This is a genomic window from Jiangella aurantiaca (assembly GCF_004349105.1).
GTDB lineage: Bacteria > Actinomycetota > Actinomycetes > Jiangellales > Jiangellaceae > Jiangella > Jiangella aurantiaca.
On the sequence record NZ_SMLB01000047.1, the window covers coordinates 1 to 16595 of the forward strand.

Genomic DNA, 16595 nt, shown 5'->3' on the forward strand with positions numbered 1-16595 from the left:
CCTCCGGGCGGCTCGGCGGGGGGACGGACGCAGCCGGTTTCGGGCGTGAGGATGCCAGAAGATCGTTACCGAACGAATACGGCGGGCCGTGGATCGGCTCACCGCGATCGATCTGGCCGGGTGATTCCCCCTTTCCCATGTGGGACTCGCCACCGTCTGGGACCTCGCGGTCGGCTTTGCAGCTAGCCTGGGAATATGGCGAAGCGTCGACGGCGGTCCCCAGGGGAGCCAGAGGTCGAGGCGGTCGAGCCTGACCAGGTTCAGCCGCTCGACGTCGACGGCGTTCGCACGGTCGCGGTCGTCACCGTTCTGTGGGCGGTCGCGTTCGTCTTGCTGGCCCTGCGCATGGACACGTTGCAGGCCGAGGGGCGCGGCTGGTGGGTCTGGACCTGCCTCGCCGGCGTCGGGCTCGGGCTGCTGGGCCTGGAGTACGCCCGCAAGCGGCGCGACGCGATCGAGTTCGAGCGCGAGGAGGCCGAGGCAGCCCGCGCGGCGGCCGAGTCCGCCGACGGCGAGGTGCTGACCCGCGGCGAGGTGATCGCGCGCGACGAGCCGATGCCGGACGAGCCGCTGCGCGGCGAGGGGCCGCGACGGGCCGACGGCGCGCCCCCGGCCCGTGGGCCGGCCGGACCGCAGACCGCTCCCGACTCCGTCACCCGGCCGATCGACACCGGCAACCTGCCGCCGGTTCGTCCCGAGACCTCGCGCACCGATGCCACCCGCGTCGACCTGCCGCCCACACGACCCGGTGCCCGCCCAGACCTGCGCGGCGCCGGTCCCGACACTACGACGCACGGCCGGCCGAGCTGGACCGGCGAGCAGCCCGTCGCGCCGTCGCGCCCGAGCCCCTCGACCGCCGAGCGTCCGGTGGCCGGGCAGCGTCCCGGTCCGGCCGCGCCGCCGCGACCGGCTGCGTCGCCACGACCGGCTCCCGGCGAACGTCCGAGCGCTGCAGCGGATCGTCCGGCGGCACCGTCCCGGCCCGCTCCCGGTGAGCGTCCGGCGGCGCCGTCGTCGCGACCGGCCGCGTCCGAGCGCCCGGCCGCGGCGCCGCGACCCGGCTCGGGGGATAGCCCGGCCGCACGCCAGCGACCGGCCGCGGCCGCGCCGCGACCCGGTCCCGACCGCCGCCCGGCGCCGCAGCCGCCCGAGCGGCCGGCCCGGCGCACCTCGCCGCCGGCCTCGGAGCTGTTCGGCGACGCGCCCGTTCGCCCCGCCCCGACCCCTCTGGACGACGACGAGCCGCTGCTGGACACCACCTTCGGCGGCCGACGTGCGGAGGACGACGCACCCGCCGCCGACGCCGACGACACCCAGGGCGGTAGCCGCTACCGCGGTCGCCGCGCCCGCCGGTCCGACACCGCCTGACGCTGGTCCGCACCTGCCCCGTGTCTCGCTAGACCTCCAGCGGCGCGAACGGTCAGCCGGGTCCCGGCAGAACCCGGCTTTCTGCTGGAAGGCGGCAGCCGCCGCCGCGCCCATCGTCCGGCATCACCTGAGTTCGTCGAGCGCGAGCCGTCCCGAGTGCGCCAGCACCAAACCGATGAGACGCCACTGGCCTTTAGCAAAGGTAATGAGTTAGACTAACCAAAGTGCCAGCCGCGAAGATCACCCAGAACACCGCGCCCCAGAGCCAGCCGGCGCGCTCGGGCCCGGCGCAGCCGCGTACCCAGGCCGGACTGGCCAGCTCCCTCCGCATCGCCGTCGGCCGGTTGAACCGCCGCATCCGCAACCAGCGCGAGGACGACTCCCTGACGCTGAACCAGCTGTCCGCGCTGGGCATCCTCGAACGCAAGGGCCCGCTGCCGGTCGGCGAACTGGCGGCGTGCGAGCGCATCCGCCCGCCGTCCATGACCCGCATCGTCTCGGGCCTGGAGGAGCTCGGCCTCGCCGTCCGCGAGCCCGACAAGGTCGACCGCCGGGTCATCAACGTCCGCATCACCGACGCCGGCAAGGCGCGCACCGCCGCCGACCGCAAGCGCCGTGACGCCTGGCTGACGCACAAGCTGCGCGACCTCACCCCCGATGAGCGCGAGCGGCTGCGCGCTGCGCTGCCCGTGTTCGAGAAACTGGCCGGCCTGTGAGTCCTACGTTCCACTCGCTCCGACACCGCAATTACCGGCTCTTCTGGTCGGGCATGTTCCTGTCCAACGTCGGCACCTGGATGCAGCGCATCGCGCAGGACTGGCTGGTGCTGGTCGTGCTCGGTGGCGGCGCGCAGGCCGTCGGCATCACCACTGGCCTGCAGTTCCTGCCGTTCCTGCTGGTGGCGCCGTTCGGTGGCCTGCTCGCCGACCGGTTCGACAAGCGCCGGCTTCTCGTCCTCACGAACTCGTTCCTGGGCCTGGTCGGGCTGACGCTCGGCGTGCTGACGCTCACCGGGCTGGCGGAGATCTGGCACGTCTACGTGCTCGCGTTCCTGCTCGGCGTCGGCAGCGCGCTGGACAACCCGGCCCGCCAGGCCTTCGTCTCCGAGCTGGTGGGCAAGGACGACCTCACCAACGCGGTCGCACTCAACAGCGCGTCGTTCAACGCGGCGCGGCTGATCGGGCCGGGCCTCGCCGGCATCCTCATCGGGCTCATCGGCACCGGCTGGGTGTTCATCCTCAACGGCGCGTCGTTCGTCTCGCCGATCCTCGCGTTGCTGCTGCTCCGCGGCGTCGGCGGCCGGCCGAAGCGCGACGCCGAGCGCGCGGGCACGTTCTCGCAGCTGCGCGAGGGTGTGTCGTATCTGTGGTCGCGGCCGGACCTGCTGATGGTCGTCACGATCATGTTCGGGCTCGGCACGTTCGGCATGAACTTCCAGATGACCATGGCGCTGATGGCCACCGACGTCTACGACAAGGGCCCGGGCGAGTACGGCCTGCTCGGCTCGATCATGGCCATCGGGACGCTGTCCGGCGCGCTGGTCGCGGCCCGGCGGCGGGTGCCGCGACGGCGGCTGATCGTCGGCGGCGCGGTGGTGTTCGGCCTGCTCGAAGTCGCGACTGGGCTGATGCCGACGTACCTGCTGTTCGCGATCTCGCTGATACCGGTCGGCATCCTCGCCATGACGGTGATGACGGCGGCCAACGCGTACGTGCAGACGACGGTGCCGCAGTACGTCCGCGGCCGGGTCATGTCGCTCTACATGATGATCTTCATGGGCGGCACGCCGTTCGGCGCGCCGGTCATCGGCTTCGTCGCCGACGCGTTCGGCGCGCGCTGGTCGCTGCTCGGCGGCGGCATCCTGACGGCAGTGTTCGCCATCGGCGCGCTGCTGATCCTGGCCCCGAGAAGCGGCGTCGTGGTGCGGACGCGCCTGCGGCCGCGGCCCGGACTGGTCGTCGTGACCACCGCGCCGGCGCCCATGCCTGCGGACGAGCCGGCCCAGGTCCGGGTGGCCTGACGGTCACATCCGCTCCGGCGCCGCGATGCCCAGCAGCCCCAGGCCCTCCCGCAGCGTCGCCGCCGTCAGCCGGCACAGTGTGAGCCGGTTGCCGCGCTCGGGCTCCGCCGCCGTCAGCACCGGGCACGCCTCGTAGAAGTCCGTGAACGCCCGCGCGGTGTCGTAGAGGTACGTGCACAGCCGGTGCGGTTCCAGCGTCGCGGCCACGTCGGCCAGCGTGTCGCCGAACCCGTCCAGCGCCAGGCCCAGCGCCCGCTCGGCCGGGTGCAGGCCCGCCGTCACGTCGACGACGGCGTCCGGCTCGCCCTCGGCGCGGCGCAGGATCGCGGCGATCCGGGCGTGCGCGTACTGCAGGTAGCCGCCGGTGTTGCCGGCGAACGACACCATGCGGTCGATGTCGAAGGTGTAGTCCTTGGTCCGCGACGTCGACAGCTCGGCGTACTTCACCGCGCCGATTCCGGTCAGCTCGGCGATCCGGCTCGCCTCGGCCAGGTCGAGCGACGGGTTCTTCTCGGTGAGCACGGCCCGGGCGCGGCCGACGGCGGCGTCCAGCAGGCTGCCGAGCGTGACGGTGTCGCCGGCGCGGGTCCGGAACGGCCGCCCGTCCGGGCCGAGCACGGTGCCGAACGAAACGTGCGCCACCTCGACGCCGTCCGGTAGCCAGCCGGCCCGCCGCGCCGTCTCGGCGACCAGCCGGAAGTGCAGCGCCTGCCGCGCGTCGACGACGTAGAGGATCCGGTCGGCGTGCAGCTCGGACACGCGATGCCGCAGCGTCGCCAGGTCGGTGGTGTCGTACCCGTAGCCGCCGTCGCGCTTGCGCAGGATCAGCGGCACCGGTGCGCCGTCCGGGCGCTGCTCGTCCGCCGAGAACACCACCACCGCGCCGTCGCTCACCACCGCGACGCCGGCCTTCGTCAGCTCGTCGACGACCTCGCCCAGCCGGTCGTTGTAGAACGACTCGCCGGCGGAGTCGGACGGGGTCAGCAGCACGTCGAGCCGGTCGTAGAGCTGCCGGAACGAGGCCTCGGACTCCGCCACGATCTCCTGCCAGACGGCGACGGTCGCGGGGTCGCCGGACTGCAGCGCGACCACCCGAGCCCGGGACCGGTCGGCGAACGCGGAGTCGGCGTCGAACCGCGCCCGTGCCGCCCGGTAGAGACCGTTCAGCGCGGAGACCGACGAGACGTCGCCGGCGAGCTCACCGTGGCGCCAAGCCGCCTCGGGATGCTCGTCGAGGTACTGGATGAGCATGCCGAACTGCGTGCCCCAGTCGCCCAGGTGGTTCTGCCGGACGACCTCGGCGCCGAGCCGGCCGAGCACCCGGGCGAGGCAGTCGCCGATGATCGTCGAGCGCAGGTGGCCGACGTGCATCTCCTTCGCGATGTTGGGCGCCGAGTAGTCGATAACCGTCCGGCGTCCCGCCTCGCTCGGCGACACCCCGAGGTCGGCCCGCGACGCCCGGCCGGCGACCCGCCGCCACACGGCGTCCGGTGCGACGGTGAGCTCGAGGAACCCCGGGCCGGACACTCGCACGTCCGCCAGCGTGCTCGTGCTCACCTCGGCCGCCACTCGGGCCGCGAGCTCGCCCGGCGGCAGGCCGGCTCGTCGGGCCAGCGCGAGCGCCGCGCCGGACTGGAAGTCCGCACGGTCGCTCGGCCGGACCAGCGGGTCGGCGCCGGTCAGCGCGGGGTCGGCGGCGGCGATGCCGTCCGCCACGGCCCTGGAGACCTCCATCAGCAACGAGCGCGTCATGGTGCGTCATGGTCGCAGTGCCCATGCCGCTGGTGCCATGGAATTGTTGTGGCATGCGCCTGTTCGCCGCGGTCGAGCCGCCCCGTGACGCGCTGGCGCACCTGGCCGCCGTCGTCGACGGGGTGCGCGACGACGTGCTGCGCTGGTCCGACCGGGCCGGCTGGCACCTCACGCTGGCGTTCTACGGCGAGGTCGGCGAGGACCGGCTGACCGAGCTGACCGAGCGGCTGGCGCGGGCGGCCCGCCGGCACCCGGCCACCCAGGCGCGCATCGCGGGCGCCGGGCGGTTCGGCCGGGCGGTGCTCTGGGCCGGGGTCGACGGCGACGGCGTCGCCCTGCGCGCGCTGGCGGGATCGGCACGCGCCGCCGGCCGGCGGATCGGCGTCGGGTCCGAGGAGCGGCAGCGGTTCCGGCCGCATGTCACGCTGGCCCGGGCCCGCGGCGCCGCCGACCTGCGGCCGTACGTCGAGCGGCTCGCGCCGTACGCGGGGCCGGAGTGGACCGCCGACACCGTGACGCTGTTCCGGTCGCGGCCCGGTGGTCCCGGCCACGGCCCGCGGTACGAGGCGCTGGCCCGCTTCCCGCTGACCGGCCGCCGCTGACGCCGTCAGAGCAGGGCCGCCACCGCCACCATGAGGACCATGAGGACCAGTGCGGCGGTCACCAGTTGCCGGGTGGTCTTCGGCCGCACCGTGGTCGCCTCCTTCGCGGGTCGTCCGGCTCAGACTACGCGCCGCCCTGCAGCGGCCGCCGCGCTGGTCGGCGCCGCGAATTCACCTGATAGTGACCAACGGCGTGACTAGATGATCAACCTGCGCGGAAACGGTGCCGGCAGGCCCGCTAGCCAGCGCAAATCGGCTGACTACTACCGTGAAATGCTGACCGCGCGGATGACCGTCAGAGGACCGAACGGATGATCCCCAGGATGATCGCGGAGATCTATGGTTGATTAGGAACACGACGGGGGAATGAGGTTCCGGAAGTGAACGGAACCAACGACGCGCCCGGCCGCTGACACCAACCGCGGCCGGGCGTTGTTTTGCGACCGTCCTGGTGACCTGATCTCTCGGATGTCGTCGGGCCGGGCATGGCCCAGGTACGGTCACTCTGGCTCGGCGCCTTGCACCGACGATGTCGAGGAGGCCTTCGGCCCCCTCTTATCGCCGGTCTGCCCGGCCCTCCTGGGCGCCGAGCTTCTCGACGACGAAGTCGATGCACGCCGTCAGCGCCTCGACGTCGGCCGGATCGACCGCCGGGAACATCGCCACGCGCAGCTGGTTGCGCCCCAGCTTGCGGTACGGCTCCACGTCGACGATGCCGTTGGCCCGCAGCACCTTCGCCACCGCGGCGGCGTCGACGCTGTCGTCGAAGTCGATGGTGCCGACGACCAGCGAGCGGGCCTCGGGGTCGCTGACGTACGGAGTGGTGTACGGCGTCTTGTCGGCCCAGCTGTACAGGTGGCTCGACGACGCCGTGGTGCGGCCGACGGCGAACTCGAGGCCGCCGTTGTCGTTGAGCCAGTCGAGCTGGTCGGCCAGTAGGAACAGCGTCGCGACGGCCGGCGTGTTGTACGTCTGGTCCTTGGCGGAGTTGTCGATGGCGGTCGGCAGATCGAGGAAGGCGGGGACGTACCGGCCAGTGGCCGCGATCTCCTCGACCCGGGCCAGCGCGGCCGGCGAGAACGCGGCGATCCACAGCCCGCCGTCGGAGCCGAAGTTCTTCTGCGGCGCGAAGTAGTAGACGTCGGCCTGCGTGAGGTCGACCGGCAGGCCGCCCGCGCCGCTGGTGGCGTCGATGAGCAGGAGCGCGTCCTCGGCGGCGCCGTCGACCCGGCGGACCGGCGCCATGACGCCGGTCGAGGTCTCGTTGTGCGGCCACGCGTAGACGTCGACGCCGTCCTCGGCGACCGGCGCCGGCAGCGAGCCCGGATCGGCCTTGACGATGCTGGGCTCGTCGAGCCACGGCGCGGTCTTGGTGACGGTGCCGAACTTCGACGAGAACTCGCCGAAGGACAGGTGCTGCGCCTTCTGGCGGACCAGGCCGAACGCGGCGGCGTCCCAGAACGCCGTCGTGCCGCCGTTGCCCAGCACGACCTGGTAGCCATCGGGCAGGTTCAGCAGCGCCGCGACGCCCTCGCGGACCCGGCGGACCAGGTTCTTCACCGGCGCCTGCCGGTGCGACGTGCCGAGGACGGCCCCACCCTGGGCGGCGAGGGCGGCCAGCGCCTCGGGACGGACCTTGCTCGGGCCCGAGCCGAACCGGCCGTCGGCGGGCTTGAGGTCGTCGGGGATCTGCACAGTGTCGGTCATGGCTGCGCTCCGTGTCGGGTGTCCGGTGGGTTACGGAAGTGTGACGACACTGTCAGATAGGCCATTGTGCCGCATGAACGCGGACATGCGAGCGCCGGTCCGTCAGCTGACACGGACCGGCGCGTTGCGGCGTACGTTGGTGCTGGTCAGGCGGCCCAGGCGGGGTCCCAGCCGGGCACCGTGTCGGGGGTGCGGGCGCCCGGGCCCGCGTACATGGCCGACGGGCGGACCAGCCGGCCGGTCTTCCTCTGCTCGAGGATGTGCGCGCACCAGCCGGCCGTGCGGGCACACGTGAACATCGACGTGAACATGCTCGCCGGGACCTCGGCGAAGTCGAGCACGATGGCGGCCCAGAACTCGACGTTGGTGGCGAGGACGCGGTCGGGCTTGCGCTCGTGCAGCTCCGAGAGCGCGGCCTTCTCGAACGCCTCGGCGACCTCGTAGCGCGGTGCGCCCAGCTCGCGGGCGACGCGGCGCAGCGTGCGGGCCCGCGGGTCCTCGGCGCGGTAGACACGGTGGCCGAAGCCCATGAGCCGCTCGCCGCGGTCGAGGATGCCCTTGACGTAGCTGACAGGGTCGCCGGTGCGCTCGATCTCGTCGATCATGGCCAGCACTCGCGACGGAGCGCCGCCGTGCAGCGGGCCGCTCATCGCGCCGACGGCGGCGGACAGCGACGCGGCGACGTCGGCGCCGGTGGACGCGACCACCCGGGCGGTGAACGTCGACGCGTTCATGCCGTGCTCGGCGGCCGACGTCAGGTACGCGTCGACGGCGGCGCTGTGCCGCGGGTCGGGCTCGCCGCGCCAGCGCACCATGAACTGCTCGACGATGCTGCCGGCCTGCGCCACGACGTCGTCCGGCACGGGCGCCTGCCCGGCCGCGTGCCGCGCCGACTGGGCGACGAACGAGAGCGCGGTGGACGCGCTGCGCGCCAGCTGGTCGCGGGCGTCCTCGTCGCTGGTGTCGAGCAGCGGCTTGAAGCCCCACAACGGGGCCAGCGTGGCGACCGCGCTCTGGACGTCGACCCGGACGTCGCCGGTGCGGACCGGCAGCTCCAGCGGCTCGGCCGGCGGCAGGCCGGGATCGAACGCGCCGTCGACCAGCAGACCCCACACGTTGCCGAACGGCACCCGGCCGACGAGGTCGTCGATGTCGACCCCGCGGTAGCGCAGCGCACCGCCTTCCTTGTCGGGCTCGGCGATCTGGGTCTCGAACGCTACGACACCCTCAAGGCCATGCTTGACCTCGGTCATTGACATCTCCATTCGTGGTGCGCTCGCGGGCCCCCACGTCCATCATGCCCCGCAACTGGTGGCTCTCCACAAGTTGCGACAATGTGAATGTGCGGTTTCCCACAGTGGCCTTGGCCACGTCCCTGTGGTGGGCGACGCGGGACGCGCGTTCTGTCTGGAGGTGGTGACAGAGTGGAGGGCGTGGAGGAAGGACTGCCGCGGATGCGCCGGCGCTACACCGCGGGGCGGCTGCTCGAGCGCGACCTCGCGCCCGACCCGTTCGACGAGTTCCGCGCCTGGCTGCACGACGCCGTCACCATGGGCATCACCGAGCCGAACGCCATGGTCCTCGGCACCACCGGCCCAGACGGCCAGCCCAGCAGCCGATCCGTGCTGCTCAAGGGCATCGACGACGGCGCCTTCGTGTTCTTCACCAACACCGGCTCCCGCAAGGCGAAGGAGATCGCCGGCAACCCGCGGGTGTCGCTGTGCTTCCCGTGGATCGCCATGGAGCGGCAGGTCCTCGTCTGCGGCTCGGCGTCGACGGTGTCCCGGGCGGCCACGCTGGCGTACTGGCGGAGCCGGCCGCGGGAGTCGCAGATCGGTGCCTGGGCCAGCCGGCAGTCGTCGGTCATCGCGACCCGGGAGGAGCTGGAGGCGGCGGCCGCCGAGATCGCCGAGCGGTATCCCGACGAGGTGCCGCTGCCGGACTTCTGGAGCGGGTACCGCGTGGTGCCCGAGACGGTGGAGTTCTGGCAGGGCGGGATCGCTCGATTGCACGATCGGTTGCGGTATCGCCGGGACGGCGAGAAGTGGGTGGTGGAACGGCTGGCTCCCTGACGTTCGTCGGGCCTGCCGTCGCTGTGGTGACGGGTGGGCTGGCCTCCTCTGGCCCCGGTCTGTGGACAGCCATGATCATCAAGGATCGCCTACATCACCAGGATTCCTGCACCATCACCACGATTGCAATCGTGGTGATGCTCCAGAAAACGTGGTGACGCGCGGAAGGTGTGGCCGGGGGACGGCCGGCAAATGTGGCGTACGAAAAGGCCCAGAAATGGAACGACCCGTGGGCTACTTCCACGCCTCCGCGACACACGGTCGCGAAACGTGGCCCGGACGGACCAGCGCCGGGAGCCCACGGGTCGGGTGACTGCTCGGTAGTTGCCAGCAACCAAGCCGGCGAACGCGGGGGTCACCCCCAAGTCCTGCGACGAGCAGGGCTGCTAGCGAGCAGCCACCTCACGAGTCCGATAGCTATTCATCTACTGGACCACCTCCTCTCCGTGTGCCCACCACGTTATGCCGCCAACGCCCCCGCGGCAACGCCTTTTCCGCGACGTGAACCAGGGAACAAAACGGAGAGATTCAGGGGATCGCGATCCACGTCGACCGAGCGCGGCCGAGCACGCGGCCGTCAGCGCCGTAGAGGGTGGAGTCCGTCCAGGTCTTGCGCCCCTCGGTGCCGACGAAGCCGCCCATGACCAGGCACGACTCGCCAGCCGCCGGTACATCAGACACGTGGGCGGTGATGCGGCCGAGCACCATGGGGCGGCCCTCGATCGGCGCCGACCAGCCGCCGGGGCAGTCCAGCGCCGCCCAGACGAACTCCGGCGCGCCCGCGACGTCGTCGCCGACCGACCACAGGCAGGCGGTCCGGCCGTCGCCGACGCGGCCGGGGAAGAGCCGCAGGCCGTCGCCGGGGGAGCGGGCCGGGCCGCAGACGAAGCACTCGGGGAACGGGTGGGCCGAGAACCCGGGGTAGCGCGCGGAAATCTCCGCGACTTCGGCGACGGGGACGGGCGGGACGGCGACCAGGTCACCCTCAGAGCCGGAGGCGCCGGCCACGGCGACCAGCATGTCGCCGTCCGCGAGCTCCAGACCGCCGTCGAGAGAGGAACGCACCGACAGCGGCGTCTCCAGTGGTGGCGGCGTGCGCAGCGTGACGGTGACCGGCCCGGCGCCGAGCCGCGCGGCCAGCACGCCCGCCACGTAACCGCCGTTGCCCGACGTGGTGGGACCGCGGAACCGCGACTGCACCGTCACCGTCATGCCGACCGAGCTTAGGAGGGCCGGGCATACCGGCGACGAGAGGGGCCGGAGGCCCACGCGATACGGTGCGGACCGACACGGAACGAAGCCGGGAGGAACGCGCATGACGGTGATCGCCGGTGCGGTGATGGTCGCGCCGGACGGCGTAGTGGAGGACGGCTGGCTGGAGGTCGACGGCGCCCGCATCGCCGCGCTGGGCCTGGGCACGCCGCCACGCCCCGCGGACCGCGACCTCGTGGGACGCTGGCTGGTCCCCGGCTTCGTCGACATGCACACGCACGGCGGCGGCGGTGGCACCGTCGTCGGCGCCGACCCGCAGGCCATCAGCACCTTCGTCGCCACGCACCGCCGCCACGGCACCACGTCCGTCGTCGCGAGCCTGGTCACCGGCGAATACGCCGCGCTGGAGCACGATGTGCGGGCGCTGGCCGAGCTGACCGACGACGGGCTGATCGCGGGCGTCCACCTGGAGGGACCGTGGATCTCCCCGGCCCGCAAGGGCGCCCACGACGAGCGCGCCCTGCGCACCCCGGAGCCGGCCGCCGTCGAGCGCCTGCTGACCGCCGGCCGAGGAACCGTCCGCATGGTCACGCTAGCCCCCGAACTGGAGCACGGCCTGGACGCCGTCCGTGCGGTCGTCGCCGCGGGGGCCGTCGCCGCCGTCGGGCACACCGACGCCGGCTACGACATCACGAAACGCGCCATCGACGCCGGGGCGACGGTCGCGACGCACCTGTTCAACGCTATGGCGCCGGTCCACCACCGCGACCCGGGCCCGATCGTCGCGCTCCTGGAGGACGACCGGATCACCGTCGAGCTGATCCTCGACGGCGTCCACCTGCACGCCGCGGTCGCTCGCCTGGTCCGCAACGCGGCCGGTCCAGAACGCGTGGCCCTGGTCACCGACGCCATGGACGCGACGGACATCGGCGACGGCGAGTACCTGCTCGGCGAGCTCGCCGTGCGGGTCGAGAACGGGGTCGCCCGGCTGGTCGACGGCGGCTCGATCGCCGGCAGCACCCTGACCATGGACCACGCGTTCCGGTTCGCCGTCGAGCAGGCCGGGTTCACCGTGCCGGAGGCTGTGCGCGCGACGTCGGCGACGCCGGCCCGGCTGCTGGGCATCGACGGCCGCACCGGCGCGCTCGCCCCGGGCCTCGATGCCGACCTCGTCGTGCTCGACGCGGACCTGACGGTGGACGCCGTCATGGCGCGCGGCGAGTGGGTCTGACCGCAGGAATCCGGGCCGGGCACAGCGCCGTTGAGGACAGCGATGCAACGCGCACAGCTCGCCGACTTCCTCCGCTCGCGCCGGGCGGCGCTCCGGCCCGACGACGTGGGGCTGCGCCCGGGCGTGGGGCAGCGGCGCACCCCGGGCCTGCGGCGTGACGAGGTCGCACTGCTCAGCGGCATCTCGACGGACTACTACACGCGGCTGGAGCAGCGCCGGGGACCGGTACCGTCTGGCCAGGTGCTGGCTTCGATGGCGCGCGCCCTGAGGCTGTCCGACGGCGAGCGCGAGTACCTGTTCGAGCTGGCCGGGCGGGCCGCCCCGCCGCGGACCGAGAGCCCGGACGAGGTGGCGCCCGGCATGCGCCGGGTCCTCGATCGGCTCGGCGACGTGCCGGCGATGGTGTCGGACCCGGTGGGCCGGACGCTGCTGCAGACGCCCGCGGCCCGGGCCCTGCTGGGCGGCGAGTCGCGGTACACCGGCGCCGCGCGCAGCCGTGCCTACCGGTGGTTCACCGACCCGGACGCGCGGCTACGCACGCCGGCCGCGGACCACGACCGGCACTCCCGGAACCTGGTCACGGGCCTGGCGGCCGCCACCGCGGCGGCCGGGCCCCGGTCGACGGCGGCAGCCTTGGTGAGCGAGCTGCGCCGCCGCAGCGCCGAGTTCGCCGCAATCTGGGCGACCCACCCGGTCGCCGACGCCGTGTGCCCGCCGATGCGAATCCTCCATCCAGAGCTGGGCGTCGTCGACGTCCGCGGCGACAACCTCTTCGATCCGGACCGTTCGCAGGTCCTGACGATCTTCACTGTCGAGCCCCGCTCGAACAGCGAGGAGAAGGTCCGGCTGCTCACCGTCTGAGGGGGACAGACAGAGCATGGTTCGCCCGGCGGACCCGCCGCAGGGTGGAAGCATGACCGTCACGCATGACCTCATCCCCGCACCGCACGAACTCGACATCGACGGGCACTGGATCGGCGGCGCCCTCAAGCGGGTCGCCCTGGAGCTGGGCGGCAAGACCGCGAACATCGTCCTGCCCGAGGCCGATATCGACCACGCCGTCGCCGAGACGCTCCGGTACGCCTGGACGAACAGCGGCCAGGCCTGCGGGGCGTGGACGCGCCTGCTGGTGCCGGCCGACCGGCACCACGAGGTCGTCGCCGAACTGGTCGCCGAGGCGGCCGCCTACACGGTCGGGGACCCGTGGGACGAGAACACCCGCATCGGGCCCCTGGCGTCGCAGGCCCAGTGGGAGCGGGTCAACGCCTACATCGAGCGGGGCGTCGCCGACGGCCTGGACCTCGTCTACGGCGGACCGGGCCGGGTCACCGGCTTCGAGCGGGGCGCGTTCGTCCGGCCGACGATCTTCGCGGGGGTCGACCCGCTGTCGGTCGTCGCTCAGGAGGAGATCTTCGGGCCGGTGCTCAGCGTGATTCCGTACCGCTCGGAGGACGAGGCCGTGGAGATCGCCGACGGGACGATCTACGGCCTCGGCGCCGCCGTCTTCGGCGACCGCGACCACGCCCTCGATGTCGCCCGGCGGCTCGCGGCCGGGCAGGTCTACGTCAACGGCGCGCCGTTCAACCCACTCGCGCCGTTCGGCGGCTACAAGCAGTCCGGCACGGGCCGCGAGATGGGCCGGGCGGGTGTCGAGGAGTTCACCGAGCTCAAGGCCATCCAGCTCTGAGGGCTAGCCTCGAGGCCGGCCGCGAGGTCTCAGACGGCGGCGAGTCCTACACGGGAAAGGGAGAATCGCCCAGCCGCCAGCTGGTCAGCACCCGAGATCGGTGCGGCTCGTACCACGCGAGGTCGACGCGGTCAGCCACGCAGCTCACCGGGACGGTGTCGCCCAGCCGGTCCCGGGTCGACTCCACCGAGACCTCGGCCGAGCGCCAGTCGAGGGTGAGGTGCGGGACGATGTCGGGGAACTGGCCGCCGTACGGCGGACACTGCGGGAACGCCGCGACGAACCGCTCGGTGAGCGCCCGGAACGGCTCGGCCGGCTCCGGCGGGAGGTAGATGACGCCGTTCGGGAACGTCTCCAGCCGGCGCAGCGTGAACGCGACCGGCGCCGTCGCCGCCAGGATGGCCGCCACCGCCTCCAGCGACGCGGCGTCCGGCGTGGGCAGGAACGGCGCCAGCACGGTGATGTGCGCGTGCGTGAAGGCGGGATCGGCCGAGAGATACGCGCGGTCGTAGTGCTCGAACCGGCCCCGGACGAACGACTCCACGGCCGGCACGGGGATCTGCAGGACCGTGAATCCCGGCCTGGTTCTCTCTTCCTCGTGGGACTCGCCGCCGCTTGGAACCTCGCGGTCGGCTTTGGGGCTATCCGTCGGCCCAGGCGCGCAGCACGTGTGCCGCGGCCTCCTCGGCCGTCCAGCCGTAGGACTCGGCCTTGCGCCGCAGCCGCTTGCGGTCGCGCTTGGACAGCGTCACCACCAGGTCTGCGTCGTCGCCGGTGTGCGCCTTCTTCTTGTGCTTCTTGACCGCCTTGGCGAGGGCGGCTTCGTCGACGGCCAGCGAGGAGAGGTGCGGCGCGGCCGGGCGGACGGTGCCGTCGCGGCCGCGGACCAGGGCGGGCCGCGGCGGGGGCAGCGACGAGCTCATCGGGAGGCCCCCTTCGAGAACGGGCCGGCTCCGGTCCTGGCCGTGGTCAGCAGCGTGAGGTAGCCGGCGAAGACGCGGCTGACCTCGCGCGCACCCGGGGACGGCCAGCGCTGGATCGGCACCCCGGCGCCCTGGGCCCGGGTGACGGCCGAGCGCTCCGGCAGCACGGGGTCGATGACGAGGTCGCGGTAGGCGGCGATCAGCTCGTCGAGCCGGAACCGGTGCTCGGCGGCGCCGACGCGGAACCGGTTGACGACGATGCCGGCCGGCCGCAGCCGCAGGTTGTGCGCGCTGCGGACAGCGTCGACGGCGTCGAGCGCCTGCTGGGCGCCGGCCAGCGCGAAGGCCGTCGCCTCGGTGACGATGAGCGCGGTGTCGCTGGCCGCCAGCGCGTTGCGGGTGAGCTCGGCGAGGCTGGGTGGGCAGTCGATGAGGACGAGGTCGGCGTCGCGGAGGCCGGCGAGCGCGGCGCGCACGTGGTGCCGGCCGGGGTGGCCGTCGGGCGGATGGTTGCGCCGCTCGAGCGCGGGCTCGCCGGCCAGAACGCGGACCGGCTCGCCCCAGCCGCTGACCGCGAGGGCGTCGCCGATGGCCACCGGCCGGTCGCCGGTGAGGATGTCGTTGGCGGTGAACTGCACGCCGTCGGGCGCGAGAACCGTCGTGGCGTTGGCCTGCGGGTCGAGGTCGACGACGACGCAGCGCAGCTTCTGTGCGGCGGCCGCGCCTGCCAGCCCGAGCGTGACGGTCGTCTTCCCGACGCCGCCCTTGAGGCTCAGAACGCTCACCACCGGCACCCGGTGAGTCTCCCACGAGCTGACGCCCGGCGTCTCGGTCCGGAGCGCCGAGCCCATCGAAACCGGAAACGAGACGCGGTCGCGATAAGCTCGACGTATCAACCCGACCCCGGCGGGTTGTGGGCAACCGACGGCACCACGGGCCGGAGGGCCAGCCGAATTTCATGAGTCATGCGAGGAGAGCCGTCGGGTGAGCGACCTCATCGATACGACAGAGATGTACCTCAAGACGATCTTCGAGCTCGAAGAGGAAGGCATCGTCCCGCTTCGCGCGCGCATCGCCGAGCGTCTGCACCAGTCCGGTCCCACCGTCAGCCAGACCGTCGCCCGCATGGAGCGCGACGGCCTGCTGCACGTCGACGAGGATCGTCACCTGGAGCTGTCCGAGAAGGGCCGGCTGCTGGCCATGCGGGTCATGCGCAAGCACCGCCTGGTCGAGCGGCTGCTGGTCGACGTCATCGGGCTCGACTGGGAGCTGGTGCACAACGAGGCCTGCCGCTGGGAGCACGTCGTCTCGGAGGCGGTCGAGCGCCGCCTGGTCGACCTCCTGCACGAGCCGGCCGCCGACCCCTACGGCAACCCGATCCCCGGCCTGGCCGAGCTGGGCAGCGCCATCGTCGTCGAGGACTTCCGCGCCGGCGTCCGGCAGCTGCGCCAGGCCGGCACCGTCAACGGCGCCGAGGTCACCGTCCGGCACATCGGCGAGCCGCTGCAGGTCGACGAGAAGCTGCTGGCCAGCCTGCGTGAGGCCGAGATCGTCCCCGGCCGCACAGTGCGGGCCACCACCACCGACAACGGCGTGCAGGTGCGCAGCACCGAGACCGTCGAGCTGTCCGCCGCCGACGCCTCGCACATCTTCGTGAGCGTCCCGTGAGCGCAGCCGAGGTCTCCGTCGACGAACTGGCGGCGCAGTGGAAGGACGGCGGCGCCACGATCGTCGACGTCCGTGAGCCGGGCGAGTACGTCGAGGCGCACATCCCCGGCGTCCAGCTGATCCCGATGGGCTCGGTCATCGAGCAGATCGGAGACATCCCGCGCGACCGCACCGTGTACATCGTGTGCGCGGTCGGCGGGCGCAGCGCGCAGGTGGCCGACTACCTCGACGCGCAGGGTTACGACGTTCGTAACGTCGCCGGCGGAACGAACGCGTGGATCCGCGCCGGCCACCCGGTCGAGACCGGCCTGCCGGAATAGACGAGAGACGTCACAGCAACGGGCGGCCGGTTG

General features: G+C 72.9%; 16 protein-coding genes and 1 pseudogene. 10 read left to right on the plus strand and 7 right to left on the minus strand.

What is annotated here, in order from left to right:
- Window positions 1–195: 195 nt before the first annotated feature.
- The 3 genes from E1262_RS31835 to E1262_RS24045 all read left to right on the plus strand — a co-directional run bounded on the left by E1262_RS31835 (window position 196) and on the right by E1262_RS24045 (window position 3388).
- On the plus strand, window positions 196–1368 hold the full coding sequence (locus E1262_RS31835; RefSeq protein WP_132106395.1) for a DUF2530 domain-containing protein: 1173 nt from the start codon (window positions 196–198) through the stop codon (window positions 1366–1368).
- Between the two features lie 224 nt (window positions 1369–1592).
- On the plus strand, window positions 1593–2084 hold the full coding sequence (locus tag E1262_RS24040) for a MarR family winged helix-turn-helix transcriptional regulator (protein WP_238993037.1): 492 nt from the start codon (window positions 1593–1595) through the stop codon (window positions 2082–2084).
- Window positions 2081–3388: an MFS transporter gene (locus E1262_RS24045; protein ID WP_132106397.1), complete on the plus strand. Its 1308-nt coding sequence runs from the start codon at window positions 2081–2083 to the stop codon at window positions 3386–3388. The genes E1262_RS24040 and E1262_RS24045 overlap by 4 nt, the downstream gene beginning before the upstream one ends.
- Window positions 3389–3391: 3 nt before the next feature.
- Here E1262_RS24045 and argS read toward each other — a convergent pair whose 3' ends face one another.
- Window positions 3392–5140: an arginine--tRNA ligase gene (gene argS, locus E1262_RS24050; protein ID WP_132106399.1), complete on the minus strand. Its 1749-nt coding sequence runs from the start codon at window positions 5138–5140 to the stop codon at window positions 3392–3394.
- Between the two features lie 53 nt (window positions 5141–5193).
- Between argS and thpR the strand changes: the two genes are divergently transcribed.
- On the plus strand, window positions 5194–5742 hold the full coding sequence (gene thpR / locus E1262_RS24055) for an RNA 2',3'-cyclic phosphodiesterase (RefSeq protein ID WP_132106401.1): 549 nt from the start codon (window positions 5194–5196) through the stop codon (window positions 5740–5742).
- 555 nt (window positions 5743–6297) lie between these two features.
- Here thpR and serC read toward each other — a convergent pair.
- Window positions 6298–7449: a phosphoserine transaminase gene (serC, locus tag E1262_RS24060; RefSeq protein ID WP_132106403.1), complete on the minus strand. Its 1152-nt coding sequence runs from the start codon at window positions 7447–7449 to the stop codon at window positions 6298–6300.
- A 146-nt stretch (window positions 7450–7595) separates the two neighbouring features.
- Complete coding sequence (locus E1262_RS24065; RefSeq protein WP_132106405.1) at window positions 7596–8702, minus strand: citrate synthase 2; 1107 nt, start codon at window positions 8700–8702, stop codon at window positions 7596–7598.
- Between the two features lie 180 nt (window positions 8703–8882).
- Here E1262_RS24065 and pdxH point away from each other — a divergent pair, with 180 nt between their 5' ends.
- Window positions 8883–9521, plus strand: a complete 639-nt coding sequence (pdxH, locus tag E1262_RS24070) for a pyridoxamine 5'-phosphate oxidase (protein WP_238993039.1) — start codon at window positions 8883–8885, stop codon at window positions 9519–9521.
- 528 nt (window positions 9522–10049) lie between these two features.
- Here the strand turns inward: pdxH and E1262_RS24075 are convergent.
- Window positions 10050–10733, minus strand: coding sequence for a hypothetical protein (locus tag E1262_RS24075; protein WP_132106407.1), 684 nt, complete (start codon window positions 10731–10733; stop codon window positions 10050–10052).
- A gap of 103 nt (window positions 10734–10836) precedes the next feature.
- Here E1262_RS24075 and nagA point away from each other — a divergent pair, with 103 nt between their 5' ends.
- The 3 genes and pseudogenes from nagA to E1262_RS24090 all read left to right on the plus strand — a co-directional run.
- A complete protein-coding gene (gene nagA, locus E1262_RS24080; RefSeq protein ID WP_132106409.1) occupies window positions 10837–11964 on the plus strand; it encodes an N-acetylglucosamine-6-phosphate deacetylase in 1128 nt (375 codons plus the stop codon).
- 42 nt (window positions 11965–12006) lie between these two features.
- The gene (locus tag E1262_RS24085) at window positions 12007–12825 is read left to right on the plus strand and encodes a helix-turn-helix transcriptional regulator (RefSeq protein WP_132106411.1); all 819 of its coding nucleotides are present in this window, start codon (window positions 12007–12009) and stop codon (window positions 12823–12825) included.
- A gap of 124 nt (window positions 12826–12949) precedes the next feature.
- Window positions 12950–13651: pseudogene (locus E1262_RS24090) on the plus strand (aldehyde dehydrogenase family protein); the annotation flags it as partial.
- 46 nt (window positions 13652–13697) lie between these two features.
- Here E1262_RS24090 and E1262_RS24095 read toward each other — a convergent pair.
- The 3 genes from E1262_RS24095 to E1262_RS24105 all read right to left on the minus strand — a co-directional run bounded on the left by E1262_RS24095 (window position 13698) and on the right by E1262_RS24105 (window position 15359).
- On the minus strand, window positions 13698–14195 hold the full coding sequence (locus E1262_RS24095) for a 2'-5' RNA ligase family protein (RefSeq protein ID WP_203454331.1): 498 nt from the start codon (window positions 14193–14195) through the stop codon (window positions 13698–13700).
- Window positions 14196–14292: 97 nt separating this feature from the next.
- Window positions 14293–14574 carry a hypothetical protein gene (locus E1262_RS24100; RefSeq protein ID WP_132106417.1) on the minus strand — a complete coding sequence of 94 codons (282 nt, stop codon included), beginning with the start codon at window positions 14572–14574 and terminating at the stop codon, window positions 14293–14295.
- Window positions 14571–15359 carry a ParA family protein gene (locus tag E1262_RS24105; protein WP_203454333.1) on the minus strand — a complete coding sequence of 263 codons (789 nt, stop codon included), beginning with the start codon at window positions 15357–15359 and terminating at the stop codon, window positions 14571–14573. The genes E1262_RS24100 and E1262_RS24105 overlap by 4 nt, the downstream gene beginning before the upstream one ends.
- A 199-nt stretch (window positions 15360–15558) precedes the next feature.
- Between E1262_RS24105 and E1262_RS24110 the strand changes: the two genes are divergently transcribed.
- Both E1262_RS24110 and E1262_RS24115 read left to right on the plus strand, forming a co-directional pair.
- A complete protein-coding gene (locus E1262_RS24110) occupies window positions 15559–16242 on the plus strand; it encodes an iron-dependent transcriptional repressor DtxR (protein ID WP_132106421.1) in 684 nt (227 codons plus the stop codon).
- Window positions 16239–16562 (plus strand): rhodanese-like domain-containing protein, encoded by a 324-nt coding sequence (locus E1262_RS24115; RefSeq protein WP_132106423.1) that lies wholly within the window; start codon window positions 16239–16241, stop codon window positions 16560–16562. Before E1262_RS24110 ends, E1262_RS24115 begins: the two co-directional genes overlap by 4 nt.
- The last annotated feature ends 33 nt before the right edge of the window (window positions 16563–16595 follow it).

Excerpts from the sequence above, each read along its gene's own strand:
- E1262_RS24100 (WP_132106417.1), bottom strand. The coding sequence starts at position 14,574 with ATGAGCTCGTCGCTGCCCCCGCCGCGGCCCGCCCTGGTCCGCGGCCGC.
- thpR (WP_132106401.1), top strand. The coding sequence starts at position 5,194 with ATGCGCCTGTTCGCCGCGGTCGAGCCGCCCCGTGACGCGCTGGCGCAC.
- argS (WP_132106399.1), bottom strand. The coding sequence starts at position 5,140 with ATGACGCGCTCGTTGCTGATGGAGGTCTCCAGGGCCGTGGCGGACGGC.
- serC (WP_132106403.1), bottom strand. The coding sequence starts at position 7,449 with ATGACCGACACTGTGCAGATCCCCGACGACCTCAAGCCCGCCGACGGC.
- E1262_RS24065 (WP_132106405.1), bottom strand. The coding sequence starts at position 8,702 with ATGACCGAGGTCAAGCATGGCCTTGAGGGTGTCGTAGCGTTCGAGACC.
- E1262_RS24085 (WP_132106411.1), top strand. The coding sequence starts at position 12,007 with ATGCAACGCGCACAGCTCGCCGACTTCCTCCGCTCGCGCCGGGCGGCG.
- nagA (WP_132106409.1), top strand. The coding sequence starts at position 10,837 with ATGACGGTGATCGCCGGTGCGGTGATGGTCGCGCCGGACGGCGTAGTG.
- E1262_RS24075 (WP_132106407.1), bottom strand. The coding sequence starts at position 10,733 with ATGACGGTGACGGTGCAGTCGCGGTTCCGCGGTCCCACCACGTCGGGC.
- E1262_RS31835 (WP_132106395.1), top strand. The coding sequence starts at position 196 with ATGGCGAAGCGTCGACGGCGGTCCCCAGGGGAGCCAGAGGTCGAGGCG.